Source organism: Blastomonas sp., assembly GCF_041747255.1.
In the GTDB taxonomy this organism is placed as follows: domain Bacteria; phylum Pseudomonadota; class Alphaproteobacteria; order Sphingomonadales; family Sphingomonadaceae; genus Blastomonas.
Window position 1 is genome coordinate 1 of the sequence record NZ_JBGTFM010000100.1, and the last position, 16,456, is coordinate 16,456.

The window sequence follows — 16,456 nt, forward strand, 5'->3', positions numbered from 1 at the left end:
CTGCTCGCGTCATCGGTAGCGGCGAGCGTCCAGCCGCCGACCAGCGCGAAATTGCCCACAAACAGCAGCATTGACCCAGCCAGCGCGAGCATGGCAGCGTGGGGCGCGTTCGGCCAGCCGGTGCGCCGCCCGACCATTAACGCCGCAACCAGCGCAGATACGCCCGCTGAGAAATGGAGCGCGATGCCGCCCGCGTAATCGACCACGCCATAGGCGCCGAGCCAGCCGCCGCCCCAGACCCAGTGCGCGACCGGTGCATAGACGATCAGGCTCCACAGGCCGCCAAAGGCCAAAGCCCAGCCGAAACGGGTGCGTCCCGCCCAGCAGCCTGCGACGATCACCGCCGCCAGCATCGCGCCCGCGATCTGGAACAACACGAACGCGCTTTCGGGGACCTCCGTGCCAAAGCGCACGTTGCCCAGCACAATCAGCATCCACGCATTGCCATCGCCGATCACGCCGCCGCGCGCATTGCCGAAGCCCAGCGTATAGCCGACCATGACCCAGAGCAGCGAGACCAGTGCGGCAATCGCGCCTGCCTGCAACAGCACCGACAGCGCAGCGTGCGCGGGTCCACGGCAAGCGTTGACCAGCGCGATACCCGGCAGCGCGAACAGCATGACAAAGGCAGCGGCGGTGAGCATCCAGGCGGTGTCGCCCGCATTGCTCGGGTCGATCGGCGCGAGTTCGACCATCGCGGGGGCCGCCCATGCCGGGCTGGCTGCCAGTGCTGCGATCAGCATCAGCCCAAGCCCCGGAGCGCGCGCCAGTCTTGCGAACATAGATACCACTTTCCGCCTGAGCAGGCCGACACCGCATGCGGCCATAATGATGCTCGCGTATCTGCAACATCTTGGCAAATATTCAATTAAGATTTGCGTGCTGCATTGCCGTTCTGTCTGCAACAGGTCATGCCGCCAACGCCAGCGATCTTGTCCTTTACATCCAGCCTTCAAGCACCTGATCGGGCGGGCGGTGGCCATCGAACCAGAAGCGGATGTTGGCGATCACCTTTTCGCCTGCCACCTTGCGGCCTTCAAAGGTTGCGCTGCCAACATGCGGCAGCAGCACGACGTTCCTGAGCGCAAGCAGGCGCGGATCGACGAGCGGTTCGTGGGTGTAGACATCGAGGCCGGCGCCGGCGATGCGCTCGGCCTCCAGCGCGTCGATCAGCGCAGGCTCATTGACGATCTCGCCGCGCGCGGTGTTGATCAGATAGGCGCTGGGCTTCATCAGCGCGATGCGGCGGGCATCGAGCAGCCCGCGCGTTTCCGGGCTGCGCGGACAATGCAGCGTGATGATGTCGGAGCCTGCGATCAGCGCATCGACATCGGGCTCAAACGTCGCACCGAGCATTTGCTCAAGGCTTTCGGGCAGGCGGCGGCGGTTATGGTAGCGCACATCCATGCCAAATCCGCGCGCACGGTGCGCGACGGCCTGGCCGATGCGGCCCATGCCGATGATGCCGAGCTGCTTGCCGCCGATACGATGACCAAGCATCCCCGACGGGCTCCAGCCTTCCCACTGGCCCGAACGCACCAGCTTTTCGCCTTCGGCCAACCGTCGCGGCACTGACAGGATCAGCGCCATCGTCATGTCCGCTGTATCGTCAGTGAAGACGCCGGGCGTGTTGGTGATAATGATACCGCGCGCGCGTGCGGCTTTAAGGTCGATGTGATCGACACCTGCGCCAAAATTGGCGAGCAGTTTCAGCCGGTCGCCCGCGCCGGCAATCAACTCTGCATCCAGATGATCGGTCACGGTCGGCACCAGCACATCGCAGTCCTGCATTGCGGCTGCAAGTTCATCGCGGCTGAATGGATGGTCATCTTCATTGAAGGTTGCGTCAAACAATTCCGCCATGCGCGCTTCGACCACGGGGGCCAGCCTGCGGGTGACGACGACGCGCGGGCGCGCGCCAGGGGCATGGGGCGGGGCGGGAGCAACAGGCATGTCTTGCCTATGCCGCAAGATCGGCAAAGGTCAAGCTACAGCACTTGCTAGTCGGGCTTTTTTACCGCTAAGTCACGCGTTGGCGGGGCAGGTGTGGGATGAACGGTCATGCAACGGCACAGGGTGTTTGCTATTCTTGCGGCGATAGCGATTGTCGTCCTGATGCCATTGGCTGGCCAGCAGGCAACAGCGCAGATGGAGGTCGAGACGCCCTATTGGGCATCGATCCGTGCCGACAAGGCCTATGCCCGTGCCGGACCCTTGACCACCTATCCGATTGAATGGGTGTATCGCCGGGTCGATCTGCCGGTCAAGGTGGTCAAGCGTTACAGTGTATGGCGTCAGATTCAGGACCCGGAAGGCTGGATCGGCTGGATGCATTCGGACAACCTCAGCCGCAAGCGCACCGCCATCGTCATCGGCGGCGAACATGCAATTCGCGCCGCGCCGCAAGAAAGCGCAAAGCTGCTCTGGCGCGCCGCGCCGGGGGTGGTCGGCACGCTGGGAGACTGCGAAAAGGGCTGGTGCGAATTTGCGGTGCAAAAGCGTGCAGGCTGGATGCGGCAGGATCACCTGTGGGGGCCGGGCGCGCCCTGATCATGCCAGTGCAAACGGGACCCGCCCACCCCTCGGACCAAAGGATGGGCGGGCGTTCATTCTACCGGGAAAGGACTTACCAGTAGAAATTCGGGATCACGCGGAGCACGCGGCCGGTGCGGGCATTGATCAGCAACACATCGTTATAGTGCCGTACCCACTGCTGACGCGCGCCGGGGACGGGCAGGCGATAGGCGCGATAATTGTTCACGACATAGCGCTGGCCATAGAAGCGGGGGGCAATCGTCACACCAGGCCGAAACTGCTGATAGCGGAAGTTGGCGCGGAACGGCTGGGCGCGGAAGGCATTGCGATTGCTCGACCGATAGCGATTATAGTCGCGCAGGTCTTCGCGATACTCCTGACGCGCATCCCGCACATCACGGCGCTGGTCACGCACGTCGCGGCGTTCTTCGCGCACATCGCGCTGGTTGCCGTAGCGCTGGGCCTGCCGCAGATCCTGCCGATCACGCTGCAGACGCTGCTGTTCCTGGCGCAAATCGCGTTCCGAACGGTATACTTCTCCGCGTGATTGGCCGAAGGCGGATACAGACGCGACAGGCAGAGCCGTCGTCAGCATTAAAGTCCCGATAAGGGCCTTGGTCATCAGTTTCATGGGTCTAACTCCTGTCGTCGCCGGATGGGGGCTTGCTCCGGTGATGTTCAGGAATACGCCCACTAGTATGAACGAGTTGCGAATGCGCTGCTCATTTTCAAGAAACATTGTCGCAAGCTGTAACGGGCAAGCGATCGCGCGGATGGTTCTGCCGTTCCACGCACCTCTGCTCAGCCGAGGCTATCAGCGCCCGATTTGCCAATGCTGCCTTGCCCGTGGCGCGCGCCATCGCTAAGGCGCGGGGCAATCCTTAAAACTTCCGCACAAAAGGCGTTTTCGACCATGGCCGCACAATATTCCTATGTGATGAAAGGTCTGACCAAGACCTATCCGGCGGCGAACAAGCCGGTGCTCAACGGCATCCACCTGCAATTTTATTCCGATGCCAAGATTGGCATTGTCGGCCCCAACGGATCGGGCAAGTCGACGCTGATGAAGATTATGGCCGGCATGGACAAGGACTTCACCGGCGAGGCCTGGGCTGGCGAGGGCATCACCGTCGGCTATCTGGCGCAGGAGCCCGAGCTCGACGCGACCAAGACGGTCAAGCAGAACGTGATGGACGGGGTGCGACCGGTCGCCGATCTGGTTGAGCGCTTCGACGAGATCAGCAACCTGATGGCCGACCCTCCCGAGGATGCTGATTTCGACGCGCTGATGGAAGAAATGGGCACGCTGCAGGAAAAGATCGACGCGATCGATGGCTGGACGCTCGACAACCAGCTAGAAATTGCGATGGACGCGCTACGCTGCCCTCCGGGCGACGCCAATGTCACCAGCCTGTCAGGCGGCGAAAAGCGCCGTGTCGCATTGTGCCGACTGCTGCTCGAAAAGCCGGGCATCCTGTTGCTCGATGAGCCGACCAACCACCTCGATGCCGAAAGCGTCGCCTGGCTTGAAAAGCACCTCGTCGATTATCCGGGTAACGTCATCCTCGTCACCCATGACCGCTATTTCCTCGACAATGTCGTCAACTGGATTCTCGAACTCGATCGCGGCAAATATTTTGTCTACGAAGGCAATTACTCGACCTATCTCGACAAGAAGGCGCAGCGGCTGCAGCAGGAATCGCGCGAGGACGAGGGTCGCCAGAAGGCGATTCAGGACGAGCTCGCGTGGATCCGGCAAAGCCCCAAGGCGCGCCAGACCAAATCCAAGGCGCGTATCCGTGCGTTCGATGAACTGGTCGAGGCACAGGAAAACCGCAGCCCCGGCAAGGCGCAGATCGTCATCCAGACGCCCGAACGCCTCGGCGGCAAGGTGATCGAAGCGCATGGCCTGACCAAGGCGTTCGGCGACAAGCTGCTGTTCGAAAACCTGTCGTTCATGCTGCCGCCGGGCGGCATTGTCGGTGTGATCGGGCCCAACGGCGCGGGCAAGACGACGTTGTTCAAGCTGATCACCGGCAAGGAACAGCCCGATAGCGGCACCATTGCCATCGGCGATACGGTCAAGCTCGGCTATGTCGACCAGAGCCGCGATCATCTCGATTCAGCGAAGAACGTGTGGGAAGAAATCTCAGACGGGCATGATTTCTTCAAGTTGGGCAAGCACGAGGTCGCCACCCGCGCCTATGTCGGCGCGTTCAACTTCAAGGGACAGGACCAGCAGAAAAAGGTCGGGCAGCTTTCGGGCGGTGAACGCAACCGCGTCCACATGGCCAAGATGCTCAAAGAAGGGGGCAACGTGCTGCTGCTCGATGAGCCGACCAACGATCTCGATGTCGAAACGCTGCGCGCGCTTGAAGAGGCGTTGGAGAGCTTCGCCGGCTGCGCGGTGGTGATCAGCCATGACCGCTTTTTCCTCGATCGCCTCTGTACCCATATCCTCGCGTTTGAGGGTGATAGCCATGTCGAATGGTTTGAGGGCAACTTCGAAAGCTACGAGGAAGACAAGCGCCGCCGCCTCGGCGACGAGGCGGATCGCCCGCACCGGATGAGCTACAAGAAATTGACCCGTTAGAGCAGGTCTTAAATTGACCGTTTCCGGTCAATGACCTGAAAAGCGCGGCATCAAAAGATAAGAACGTTTCCGCTCAAGATGAGAGTGTTCTCGCTGCGGCGTTCGCAACGCGTTTGCGCGGTCTGGGACGGTGCACGTAATTGTATCGCCACTAAAACTTCGGTCTGGCCATGTGCCAGCCGTTCATGCATGTTCGCTGGAGGGTCGCAACGCATTGCCATAGTTGTGCGTTTTCTGCCCAGTGGAGCCAGTCCCGGATCAACCGGGCGACTGATCAAAGGGTCGTAAATGATGTTCACTCTGGCGGCGAAGCCGGGATATGCTATCGGACTGATGACTGCGGCGCTCGCCGGGTCCGCGCAGGCTCGGGCGGCAGATGCGCAGGGCATTCACGGCACGTGGGAAAACCCGACCGGCGATGTCATTGTCACCACCGATTCGTGTGGGACCATGCTGTGCGGCTGGGTCAAATGGGCCAGCGATACCGCCAAGGCCGAGGCGCGTGATGGCGGCACACCGCAGTTGGTCGGCACCAGCCTGCTGCGCAATTACAAACCCAAAGGGGACGGCAAATGGCAGGGCCAGGTGTTTGTGCCCGATATGGGTGACACGTTTTTTTCGACCATCCGCCAACTTGACCAGAATACGATCAAGATCAGTGGCTGCATTATGGGCGGGTTGCTGTGTAAATCGCAGGTCTGGCGGCGCAAATAGGCGCGCCGCCGCCTGCCAGACCGGCGATCAGCCCTGCAGCAGCCGCATGATCGTCATCGCCTGTTCAGAGCCTGACTGCGGCACGGTCTCGCCGGTGCGGTCGGTAATCTTGTCAAAGATGCGCGCTACGCCCTCTGCGGTGCGTTCGCCCTCGGGCAGCGCAGCGCCCTGGGTCATCGTCACATAGGCAGCGTGGAATGCACCTGCGCCCGCGCCAATGATCATGTTGGTCGGCGCGTCCTCTGATACCAGATAGACCGCCGCAGGCACGACATTTTCAGGGTTGAAAGCCTTGAAGGCTTCGGGCGGGAAAATGTCTTCGGTCATCCGCGTGCCCGCCACCGGCGCGAGCGTGTTGACCTTGATGTTGTTCTTCGCGCCTTCAAGATACAGCGTCTTGGTGAGGCCTGCGAGCCCCAGCTTGGCCGCGCCGTAGTTGGCCTGGCCAAAGTTGCCGTAAAGCCCGGTCGATGAGGCGGTCATCAGGATGCGGCCATAATTTTGCTCGCGCATCGTTTCCCACACCGCCTTGGTGCAGTTGGCCGATCCAATCAGGTGGACCTTGACCACCAGATCGAAGTCCGCCGGTTCCATCTTGGCAAAGCTCTTGTCGCGCAGGATGCCGGCGTTGTTGATCAGCACGTGGACGCCGCCCCATGCTTCCCTTGTCTTGGCGACCATCTCGACCATCTGCTCATATTCGGTGACCGACCCGCCATTGGCCATTGCCTCGCCGCCCGCCGCCTTGATCTCTTCAACCACCTGCGCGGCGGCATCCGATGTTCCGGTGCCATCGCGCGCGCCGCCCAGATCGTTGACCACGACCTTCGCGCCGCGTGCCGCCAGATCAATCGCATAGGCACGGCCCAGGCCGCCACCTGCGCCGGTGACAATCGCGATGCGGTCCTTGAAACTGATGGTCATGATATGGCTTCCTCTCGTATCGTGCGCGCACCGACGCTCGGAATAACGCGGGTTTTAGCCTTGTTGCCGCGCTTGGCAAGCCCGTTGGCGGTCATGAGCTGATTGACGTTCGCGTCAATCAGCGCTGACGTTACGGCGATCAGGCCAGTTCGCTGTCAAGCGCATAGCCGGCCGAGCGCACGGTGCGGATGATGTCGGGCTGGCCATTGGCATTGAGCGCCTTGCGCAGGCGGCGGATGTGAACGTCAACGGTGCGAATCTCAATATCGCTGTCGTGCCCCCACACGCTATCGAGCAAGCGCTCGCGCGAAAACACCCAGCCGGGATGCTCAAGGAAATGGCGCAGCAGCCGGAATTCGGTTGGGCCAAGCGGCACGGTGTGCCCGGCGCGCTTCACCTTGTAGCCCACCGTGTCCATTTCGATATCGGCAAAGCTCAAGGCCTCGCCCGCCAGCGCCGGGCGCACCCGCCGCAGCACGGCGTTGACGCGCGCGATGAGCTCACGCGGCGAGAACGGCTTGGTGACATAATCGTCTGCGCCGATGTCCAGCCCGCGCACCCGGTCTTCCTCTTCACCGCGCGCCGACATCATGATGATCGGGATGTTGGATGTGTCATTGTCGCGGCGCAGGCGGCGGCATACCTCGATGCCCGACAGGTTCTCGATCATCCAGTCGAGCAGCACGATATCGGGCCGCTGCTCGCGCGCGATCAACATCGCCTCCTCGCCATCGGGTGTGTGGCTTACCCGAAATCCCTGCTTGTCAAAATGCCATGACACAAGTTCCGAAAGCGCCATGTCGTCCTCGACCAGCAGCAGGTGGGGCGTTGTCATCGTTGTTCAGCTTTCTCTACTAAAAAGCATGGCGCACCGGAGCCAGCGCATCATCGCCGCGTTCGCGCTCGTTCATCGACTGGCCGGTGACCGCGAAAAAGACCATCTCGGCGACATTGGTGGCATGATCGCCGATCCGTTCAAGGTTTTTGGCGATGAACAGCAGGTGGGTGCCTGCACCGACATGATCCGGGTTGGCGATCATATGCGCGATCAGCGCGTGAAAGATGCTGTTGTAGAAGTCATCGACCGTTTTGTCCTGCGCGCAGACCGCCACCGCCAGATCGGCATCGCGCCGGGCAAAGGCGGTGAAGGCATCATCGACCAGCTGCCGCGTAGCATCAGCCATGGCCGGCAGCAGATCGGCGGCCTCGATATTGTGGTTTGCGTCCACCAGCGCGACGCGCTTGGCGATGTTTTTGGCATAATCGCCCATCCGCTCGACCACCCCTGAGATCTTGAGCGCCGCGACCAGTTCGCGCAGGTCGTCGGCCATCGGAGCGCGCAGCGCGATGGTCTGGATAACCAGCCGGTCGATCTGGTCCTCGAGCGCATCGATTTTCGCATCACCAGCAATCACCTGCTGCGCAAGCGCCAGATCATGGGTGGCCAGCGCCAGCATGGCATCCTGCACAGCCTTTTCGGCGCGACCGCCGATCTCGGCGATCAGCCCGCGCAATGAGGTCAGATCGCCGTCAAAGGCCTTGAGCGTGTGTTCGTTGTGGCTGGGGTGCATTGTGTTTCCATAAAACTATAGTATCGGGCCAGCACTAAGATAAAGCAAGCATTGCAACCCGGCAGTCCGCTCAAATCAGCCGTATCGTCCGGTGATATAGTCGCGGGTGCGATCTTGTTTGGGATTGGTGAATATGTCTGAGGTGTCGCCATACTCGACCATCGTGCCAAGGTGGAAGAATGCGGTTTTCTGTGAGACGCGCGCAGCCTGCTGCATATTGTGGGTGACAATGACGATCGCATAGCGACCGCGCAGCTCGTGGATCAGTTCCTCAATCTTGGCGGTGGCGATCGGGTCGAGCGCCGAGCAAGGCTCGTCCATCAGGATCACCTCGGGATCCACCGCAATGGCGCGCGCGATGCACAGCCGCTGCTGCTGCCCGCCTGACAGCGCGGTGCCGCTTTCGTTCAGCCGGTCCTTGACCTCGTTCCACAGCCCGGCGCGCACCAGCGAGTTCTCGACGATCTGGTCAAGTTCGGCCTTGGCAGTAGCGAGGCCGTGGATGCGCGGCCCGTAGGCAACGTTGTCGTAAATCGATTTGGGGAACGGATTGGGCTTTTGAAACACCATGCCAACGCGCGCGCGCAGCTGCACCACATCCATTGCGCTGGAATAGATGTCCTGCCCGTCGAGCGTGATGTCACCTTCGACCCGCGCACTCGCAATCGTATCGTTCATGCGATTGAGTGTGCGCAGGAAGGTGGATTTCCCGCAGCCCGAAGGCCCGATGAACGCCACGACATTGTCCATGTCGATGTCAATCGACACGCCCTTGATGGCTTCGTTGGTGCCGTAGAACACTTTGACGTTGTGCGCCGACATCTTGTGCGGTGCCTGCGTATGGGCGACGGGTTCTTGTGCGAGCGCGGTTTCGGTCATCAACAGGTTACCAACGTTTTTCAAAGCGATTGCGCAGATAAACCGCAAACGCATTCATTGTGAGCAGGAAAATCAGCAGGACGATGATCGCAGCAGAGGTTTTTTCAACAAACCCGCGATTGACCTCGTCCGACCAGAGGAAAATCTGCACCGGCAACACGGTCGCCGGATCGGTGATGCCCTGCGGCGGTGTGGTTGTGAAAGCGCGCATCCCGATCATCAGCAGCGGCGCGGTTTCGCCGAGCGCGCGCGCCATGCCGATGATTGTGCCGGTCATGATACCGGGGATGGCGAGCGGCAGGACGTGGTGAAACACGACCTGGATGGGACTGGCGCCGACGCCAAGCGCAGCCTCGCGGATCGAGGGTGGCACCGCCTTGATCGCGTTGCGCGAGGCGATCACGATCACCGGCATGGTCATCAGCGCCAGCGTCAGGCCGCCGACCAGCGCCGCCGAGCGCGGCAGCGCAAGAACTTGCAGAAACACCGCGAGACCAAGCAGGCCGAAAATGATCGAGGGCACTGCGGCAAGATTGTTGATCGACACCTCAATGATGTCGGTCAGCCGGTTTTTCGGTGCGTATTCTTCAAGATACACAGCTGCCAACACGCCGATCGGAAACGCGAGTACCAAGGTGATGACCATCGTGATCAACGAGCCCTTGAACGCCCCCCAGATGCCCACCTGGGTAGGATCAGTGCCGTCAGAATTGCGCAGGAAGCCCATGTTGAAAACCGAGCGCACGTCACCGGCTGCTTGCAGCTGCTGATAGTCGGCTTCGGCTTTGGGGGTTGAGCCTTCCTTGGCCGCGCGATCGATGTCACTCGATGTCGGCAGCCAGAATACGGCCCTTTTCGAAACAAGCTCGGGGTTGCGGGTCAGCTGGTCGCGCAGCCGTGTCCAGGCATTGCCAGCAAAAAAGCGCGCGCCGTCTTCACCATATTGCGTCTCGACGGCGGTGTCATAGATGCGGCGGATGTCGATCGATGACATGGTGGCGCGCAGGCGGTTGCCGCGCAGTTCATCGGGCGTGACGCCGCCGGTCGCCGCCGGCAGGTCAACGGTCAAGCTGGCCTCGGTGCTGATGAAGCCCTGGGCGCCATTGCCGACCATGACAAACAGCAGAAAGGCAAGAAACAGCGCAGAAATCGTGACCGCAGCCAGCCCGAGCAGCTTGAACCGCTGTTCGGAGGCGTAGCGACCGGCGATGCGCTTCTGCATCTGCGGCCCCATCCAGTCGGTCTGCTGACGCGGGCGTTGGTCAGGCTGGGTTTCGGCTGCGTCAGTCATAAGCCTCCCGATATTTCTTGACGATCTGCAGCGCCACAAGATTGAGCAGCAGGGTGACGACGAACAGGGTAAGGCCGAGCGCAAAGGCCGCGAGCGTCATCGGGCTGTCGAAATCATTGTCTCCGGTGAGCAGCTGGACGATCTGCGTGGTTACGGTGGTGACGCTGGCAAACGGGTTGGCGGTGAGGTTCGCGGCAAGCCCCGCGGCCATCACCACGATCATCGTTTCCCCGATCGCGCGGCTGACGGCGAGCAGCACACCGCCGACCACGCCGGGCAGCGCGGCGGGGATCAGCACTTTCTTGATCGTCTCGCTCTTGGTCGCGCCCATTGCGAGAGAGCCGTCACGCATGCTGGCGGGCACGGCGGTGATGCTGTCATCGGCCATCGAGGAAACAAACGGAATGATCATCACCCCCATCACCAAACCTGCGGCGAGCGCCGATTCCGACGAGGCGTTGGGAACGCCGATCATCGCGGCAAAGCTGCGCAGCGCCGGGGCAACCGTCAGCGCGGCGAAATAACCGTAAACCACAGTCGGCACGCCGGCCAGGATCTCCAGGATCGGCTTCATCCATTTGCGCGTGTTCACGCTGGCATATTGGGTGAGGTAAATCGCGCTCATCAGCCCGAACGGGATCGCGATGGACATGGCGATGATCGCGCCGATGAACACCGTGCCCCAGAACAACGGCACTGCGCCAAAGTCGCCGGTTGCCTTGCCATCGACCACGTCTGTGCTTGGGGTCCAATCGAGCCCGAACAGGAATTCGAAGGGGGAGACCATGCCAAAAAAGCGGATGGTTTCGAAAATCAACGATGCGACGATGCCGAGCGTCGCGAGAATGGCGATCAGCGAGGCGAGCAATAGCGTCAGCATCACCACCCGTTCGACCCGCGAACGGGCCCGGAAGTCCGGCTTGATCCGGGTAAAGGCATAGGCGCCGCCCGCAAAGCATAGCAGAAACGCGGCGAGTCCGCCGATCATCGCATAGCGCGAATCTGCGGCCTTGTAGAGCGGGGCCAGTTGCTGCGCGGCATCGCTGAACACCTTAAGATCAGGGTTGCGCGACAGCAGCCGGGCTTCTGCCAGAATGGCGGCGCGCGCAAACGGGTCATCGGGCAGCGAGGCGGCCAGAGGGTTGTCCAGCACAGCAAATGACCCCAGCGCAGGTGCAATCGCGGTCCACAGCACGACGAATGCCACTGCCGGGATGACCGCCCAAAGCGCCGCATACCAGCCATGATAGCTGGGCAGAGAATTCACATTCTGGCCGCCTGCCAGCAGGAACCGGTTGGCGCGTGACCTGGCATAGACCCAGGTAAACAGCCCCAAGCCAAAGATCATGAAAATGACGGCGGTGCTGGTCATGCGCCGCGCATCCATGTCCTGAAAACAGTCACTGTGGCTTTGGCACCTGACGGTGCGGGCAATGAGACAATCATCATGATCTGGTCTCAGCCTTAATCCAGCACTTTGCCATCGAGCACCACAAGATTGTCGATCCGGCCGGTCATCTCTTTGCGCAACGCTGCGGACCCTGAAATCAGACCGATCTTGGTCAGATAATTGTCCGGCGATGCCCCGAAGATGAACTCCTTGAGATATTCGCGCAGACCGGGGATGACATCGACGTGCTTCTTCTTGATGTACAGGTACATCGGACGTGCGCCGGGATACTCGCCGCTTTCGATGGTGGCATAGCTCGGTTCGATCCCGTTAAGTTTCACGCCCCGCACCGTCGCAGCATTTTCAGACAGATAGCTGTAGCTGAAAATGCCGACGCTGTTGGGGTTGGCCTTGAGCTTCTGCACGATCAGATTGTCGTTCTCACCGGCATCGATATATGGGCCATCAGTGCGCACCGTATGACAAACGGTCTCGAACTGCTCCTTGTCGCTGTCTGCCAGCGCGGCGATTTTCGGATCGGAGGTGCAGCCCTTCTCCATGATAATCTCTTCAAGCGCATCACGCGTGCCCGATGTCGCGGGAGGGCCGAAGATATTGATCCGCACATCGGGCAGGGCCGGGTTCAAATCGGGCCAGCGCTGCGTCGTGTTGTTGGGCTTGCCAAACGGCTGCGCAGCGAGCGCTTCATAGAACTGTGCCACGGTCAGCGACAGTTCGGGGCCGTTCACAGATTGTGCCAGCGCAATCCCGTCAAAACCGATCTGCAATTCGATGATCTCTGTCACGCCATTGGCGGTGCAGCGTTCGAATTCCGCCGCCTTCATCCGGCGCGAGGCGTTGGCGATATCGGGCGTGTTCGCGCCGACGCCCGAGCAAAACAGCTCGATGCCACCGCCGGTGCCGGTCGATTCGAGGATGGGGGAAGGGCGCTCGACATCGGCATTGGTAAACTGCTCTGCCGCTGCCTTGGCGAACGGGAAGACGGTGGACGATCCGACGATGCGGATTTCGCTGCGGCTGCTGCCCTGACTGGTCGATGCCGGGTCCTGGCAGGCGGCAAGCGCGAGAATGGGTAGGCAGGCAAAAGCGAGCTTGCTGATCGACACCAGATTTCCTTCCCTCCGGCTGCGCGTCTGCGCAATCCGTCTCTATGGCTTGACAGGAGCGGCCAGCCCAAACATGACAGAATCATCTGACGCGATGCGTCAACGTCACCTTAGCCCCTGACCCGATTGCCGATAGGAAGGGGCGATTGCCCGGACATGACAAAAACATGAACCTTTTGTGACAACGATCCCGGAGCGGATGCTGACGCAACTGTGGTTTCTCATCAGGCCGGCGCGGCCTCGGGGCTGCTGGCAGGCAGCACTGCCGCGACGCGCGGGTCGGCGGGCAGGGTGATGGTGACGCTGGTGCCGCGCTGCAGGGCGCTGTCAATCTCCAGCCGGCCGCGGTGTCGCTCGACCACATGCTTCACGATCGACAGACCAAGGCCGGTGCCGCCGATGGCGCGGCTGCGGCTCGAATCGACCCGGTAGAAGCGCTCGGTCAGTCGCGGCAGATGTTCGGGCGCGATGCCTTCGCCGCAATCGCTGACCGACAGCCTGATCAGCGCGCCGTTGCGCGAGGCGTGCAGGCCAAGCGTCACCGGCGTGCCCGCCTGGCCATATTTCATGCTGTTCGATACAAGATTGTGCAACACCTGCGATAATTGGGCGCGGTCACCGCGCATCGGGGGCAGATCGTCGTCTATGTCGAGCACGACATCTTTCCCGCGCTCGCCATGGCTTTGAGCAAAGACCGTCTGTACCTCGCGCATCAGTTCGGGCAGATTGACCGGCGTATCGGGCACGCGGAATTTGTCGGCTTCGATCCGCGAGAGCGAAATCAGATCCTCGATCAGCTTCTGCATCCGGTTCGCTTCGCGGAACATCACGTTCAAAAAGCGCTTGCGGACCTCGGGGTCATCGCCCGCCTCGCTGTCCTCAAGCGTTTCGATGAAACCCTTGATCGAGGCGAGCGGGGTGCGCAATTCATGGCTGGCGTTGGCAACAAAGTCGGTGCGCATCCGCTCGACCGCATACATGCCCGAGCGGTCCCACAGGAACAGGATGCGTTCACCGCCCGGAATATCGCGAACCTGCATTTCCCAGCGCTGATCGCGGCTGCCGATGCCGACGAGTTGGATCGGGCCATTGCCCGGTGCATGGTTTGGATCGGTTAAAAAGTCGGCGGCGGCAGGGTGGCGGATGACCAGCCGGATATCTTCACCGACGCAATATTCGCCGAGCAGCTTGCGCGCCGCGCTGTTGGCCCGGCGAACATTGGTGCCGGTCAACACCAGCACCGGGTCCGCCAAGCCATCGATAAAGCTGGTAAAGTCGCGATGCTGGCTGATCGGTTTGTTTTCGGGTTCGCGTATCGGCGCGGCCGCCTGCGGGTTGGTCTTTGCCGGGCCAGACAGGTCCACCATCGCCACCAGCGCGACCAACCCTGACGCAAAGCAGATCATCGCCTGTTCAAGGCTGCTGCTCGCCACCTGGCTGAGCGTAACGCCCACCACCAACAGCCCGGTGGCAAACAAAAATCGCCCGCCGTTCAGGCCCGTTGAGGATGAGTGTTCCATATACCAGTCATTATAGCGATGATGGCCGGGTTACGCCAACGGCCATTGGCCGGTCGACAACGATTGCTTTACCTATGGCAGGCAGGCTGTCCCGCAGCGGAACAGGCGATCAAACACCTTGCCTTGGCGCGGCGAACATCCCTATGTCAGATCACGGGTTTGCGCCGGTTGCGGTGCGGCCCCACGGAAACACACGACGATGGACGACAACACCGAACCGAAAGACACGCTGGGCGACGCATCGCGCCGGACCTTGCTGATCGGTGCGGTGGCGACCTCTGCTGTCGTCAGCATTCGCCCGGCGCTTGCCCAGGCGGCAGGATCGGTGCTGAACTGCAAGATCCCGGTGCCAGAGCGCGGCAAGGGGATGTTCATCGATGCCACCGGCACGCTGGTCTCGCCCGATACACCGGGCGCGTTCCCGCCTGCGCCGCGCGATTTTACCGGAGAGGAAGTGCGGCAGGCGTTGCAGGGCCGCAATCTGCCCGGCGCGACACGCGAGCAGTCGCGCGCCTATCTCAACTATATTCGCAAGCTGCAGAACGGCCAGAGCGGGTTTACCTGCTATGCCTCGTTGCAGATGCCGCGTCGTTGACGGGGCTCAGCGGACCTGAGTCTGCGCGCTATGCCGCGCTGCTGCCCGGTGAATTAAAGCGTGTGCCATTGGGCGCGCTCGAAGCGATCTATCATCTGCCATCTGGGCTAACCCATCTCATCGCCGAGCCGATGCCCGATCTGCTCAATGCAATGACGGCACTGGCACCCGGCAGCGCCGTGACTGCGCTCGGTCTGCATGCGTTGATTGCCGACCGGTTTGTGATCGAGGGCGATGCGCCTGATGAAAGCCATGAACGGGTGATCGGGCAGCGGCTTGCAGAACTTGCCGAATTGGGGCTTGTCCAGATCGTGCATCCCAAAGCTGCGCCTATTGCGCAACAAGCCTAAGTAAAAACGCTTGCCGCCAAAGTGTTGGTGCGGATTTACGTTTTCACGCAGGCAGGACTGAGGCTAAGGCGCTGGCCATGCGCCATAGTTGCTTCATCACGGTTGGCCCGGCGCGGTTTCGCATCGGCAGCGATTGGCGCGCGCCGGTTGACGCGCTGACAGCGCTTTATCGCGACTATCCACTCGAACCGGTGGTGCCAGACTTCACCGTGCGGCTGCAGGCGACATCGCCGCTGCGGCGCTGGCTGCGCCCGTCGGTTGCAATCGCGGGCGACTTCACCTTGCCCGATGCCGCGCCGCTGCCGCTTGATCAGGCGCTGCTGGCGGCGGAAATGGCGCTCAACCTGCAGATGGCGCTGGGCTGGCGGCGGCATCTGCTGCTGCATGCCAGCGCGGTGTCCCGCGGCGGCCATGCGGTGGTGATGACCGGCGTGTCGGGGGCGGGCAAATCAACACTGTCGGCGCTGCTGGGGGAGCGTGGCTGGAGGTTTCTGGGCGATGAATTTGTCCTGCTCGATCCTGAGACTGGCATGATCGTGCCATTTCCGCGACCGATCAGCCTCAAGAACGAGGCCATACCGTTCATGCAGCGCGAGGTGAACGACGACGAACGCTTCGGCCCGGTGATGACCGATACCCCCAAGGGCACCATCCGCCATCTGCGTCCGCGCAGCGAGGCGGTGGCGCTGATGGCGCGCCAGACCCGGCCTGCGCTGCTGTTGTTTCCGCGTTTCGGCGAGCCGCGCGCGATACGCCGGGTGGATGAGGCCGAGAGCTTCGTGCGGCTGACCCAGGCGTCGACCAATTATGTCGCGCTGGGCGAAGGCGGCTTCGACGCGCTCACCGGTTTTGTGAAAGGCGTGACGGCACGCGCCATCGATTATGCAACCGGCGAAGAGGGTGTCGAGATGGTCGAGCGGCTGTGGTCTGAACTTGCCCCGGGGCGTGCGACATGACCGATGGCTGG

General features: G+C 61.7%; 17 protein-coding genes. 6 read left to right on the plus strand and 11 right to left on the minus strand.

The window, feature by feature from the left end; genetic code table 11:
* Together ACEW8G_RS03330 and ACEW8G_RS03335 are read right to left on the minus strand one after the other, a co-directional pair.
* Positions 1–782 (minus strand): ammonium transporter (locus ACEW8G_RS03330; RefSeq protein WP_373487027.1); only part of this gene is annotated, 782 nt, incomplete at its 3' end.
* Between the two features lie 157 nt (positions 783–939).
* Complete coding sequence (locus ACEW8G_RS03335) at positions 940–1,953, minus strand: 2-hydroxyacid dehydrogenase (protein ID WP_373487028.1); 1,014 nt, start codon at positions 1,951–1,953, stop codon at positions 940–942.
* A gap of 108 nt (positions 1,954–2,061) precedes the next feature.
* On the opposite strand from ACEW8G_RS03335, the gene ACEW8G_RS03340 reads away from it, so the two are divergent.
* On the plus strand, positions 2,062–2,550 hold the full coding sequence (locus ACEW8G_RS03340) for an SH3 domain-containing protein (protein ID WP_373487029.1): 489 nt from the start codon (positions 2,062–2,064) through the stop codon (positions 2,548–2,550).
* A gap of 76 nt (positions 2,551–2,626) precedes the next feature.
* On the opposite strand, the gene ACEW8G_RS03345 is transcribed toward ACEW8G_RS03340, so the two are convergent.
* Positions 2,627–3,166 (minus strand): RcnB family protein, encoded by a 540-nt coding sequence (locus tag ACEW8G_RS03345; protein WP_373487030.1) that lies wholly within the window; start codon positions 3,164–3,166, stop codon positions 2,627–2,629.
* 282 nt (positions 3,167–3,448) lie between these two features.
* Between ACEW8G_RS03345 and ettA the strand changes: the two genes are divergently transcribed.
* On the plus strand, positions 3,449–5,128 hold the full coding sequence (gene ettA, locus ACEW8G_RS03350) for an energy-dependent translational throttle protein EttA (RefSeq protein WP_373487031.1): 1,680 nt from the start codon (positions 3,449–3,451) through the stop codon (positions 5,126–5,128).
* 288 nt (positions 5,129–5,416) lie between these two features.
* On the plus strand, positions 5,417–5,842 hold the full coding sequence (locus ACEW8G_RS03355) for a DUF2147 domain-containing protein (protein ID WP_373487032.1): 426 nt from the start codon (positions 5,417–5,419) through the stop codon (positions 5,840–5,842).
* A 27-nt stretch (positions 5,843–5,869) separates the two neighbouring features.
* Here the strand turns inward: ACEW8G_RS03355 and ACEW8G_RS03360 are convergent, their stop codons facing one another.
* The 8 genes from ACEW8G_RS03360 to ACEW8G_RS03395 form a co-directional block, all read right to left on the minus strand.
* A complete protein-coding gene (locus tag ACEW8G_RS03360; RefSeq protein WP_373487033.1) occupies positions 5,870–6,766 on the minus strand; it encodes an SDR family oxidoreductase in 897 nt (298 codons plus the stop codon).
* A 139-nt stretch (positions 6,767–6,905) separates the two neighbouring features.
* Positions 6,906–7,601 (minus strand): phosphate regulon transcriptional regulator PhoB, encoded by a 696-nt coding sequence (gene phoB / locus ACEW8G_RS03365; RefSeq protein ID WP_373487034.1) that lies wholly within the window; start codon positions 7,599–7,601, stop codon positions 6,906–6,908.
* A 19-nt stretch (positions 7,602–7,620) separates the two neighbouring features.
* Positions 7,621–8,337, minus strand: a complete 717-nt coding sequence (gene phoU, locus ACEW8G_RS03370) for a phosphate signaling complex protein PhoU (RefSeq protein ID WP_373487035.1) — start codon at positions 8,335–8,337, stop codon at positions 7,621–7,623.
* 75 nt (positions 8,338–8,412) lie between these two features.
* A complete protein-coding gene (gene pstB, locus ACEW8G_RS03375) occupies positions 8,413–9,216 on the minus strand; it encodes a phosphate ABC transporter ATP-binding protein PstB (protein WP_373487036.1) in 804 nt (267 codons plus the stop codon).
* Positions 9,217–9,223: 7 nt separating this feature from the next.
* The gene (pstA, locus tag ACEW8G_RS03380; RefSeq protein ID WP_373487037.1) at positions 9,224–10,507 is read right to left on the minus strand and encodes a phosphate ABC transporter permease PstA; all 1,284 of its coding nucleotides are present in this window, start codon (positions 10,505–10,507) and stop codon (positions 9,224–9,226) included.
* A complete protein-coding gene (gene pstC / locus ACEW8G_RS03385) occupies positions 10,500–11,879 on the minus strand; it encodes a phosphate ABC transporter permease subunit PstC (RefSeq protein WP_373487038.1) in 1,380 nt (459 codons plus the stop codon). The genes pstA and pstC overlap by 8 nt, the downstream gene beginning before the upstream one ends.
* 92 nt (positions 11,880–11,971) lie before the next feature.
* On the minus strand, positions 11,972–13,027 hold the full coding sequence (locus tag ACEW8G_RS03390) for a substrate-binding domain-containing protein (protein WP_373487043.1): 1,056 nt from the start codon (positions 13,025–13,027) through the stop codon (positions 11,972–11,974).
* Positions 13,028–13,248: 221 nt separating this feature from the next.
* Positions 13,249–14,544, minus strand: coding sequence for an ATP-binding protein (locus ACEW8G_RS03395; RefSeq protein ID WP_373487039.1), 1,296 nt, complete (start codon positions 14,542–14,544; stop codon positions 13,249–13,251).
* Positions 14,545–14,743: 199 nt separating this feature from the next.
* On the opposite strand from ACEW8G_RS03395, the gene ACEW8G_RS03400 reads away from it, so the two are divergent.
* The 3 genes from ACEW8G_RS03400 (at position 14,744) to ACEW8G_RS03410 (ending at position 16,445) form a co-directional block, all read left to right on the plus strand.
* A complete protein-coding gene (locus tag ACEW8G_RS03400; RefSeq protein ID WP_373487040.1) occupies positions 14,744–15,139 on the plus strand; it encodes a hypothetical protein in 396 nt (131 codons plus the stop codon).
* A complete protein-coding gene (locus ACEW8G_RS03405) occupies positions 15,136–15,489 on the plus strand; it encodes a hypothetical protein (protein WP_373487041.1) in 354 nt (117 codons plus the stop codon). The genes ACEW8G_RS03400 and ACEW8G_RS03405 overlap by 4 nt, the downstream gene beginning before the upstream one ends.
* Before the next feature lie 77 nt (positions 15,490–15,566).
* Entirely contained in the window at positions 15,567–16,445 is an 879-nt protein-coding gene (locus ACEW8G_RS03410; protein WP_373487042.1) for an HprK-related kinase A, read from the plus strand.
* Positions 16,446–16,456 lie beyond the last annotated feature (11 nt).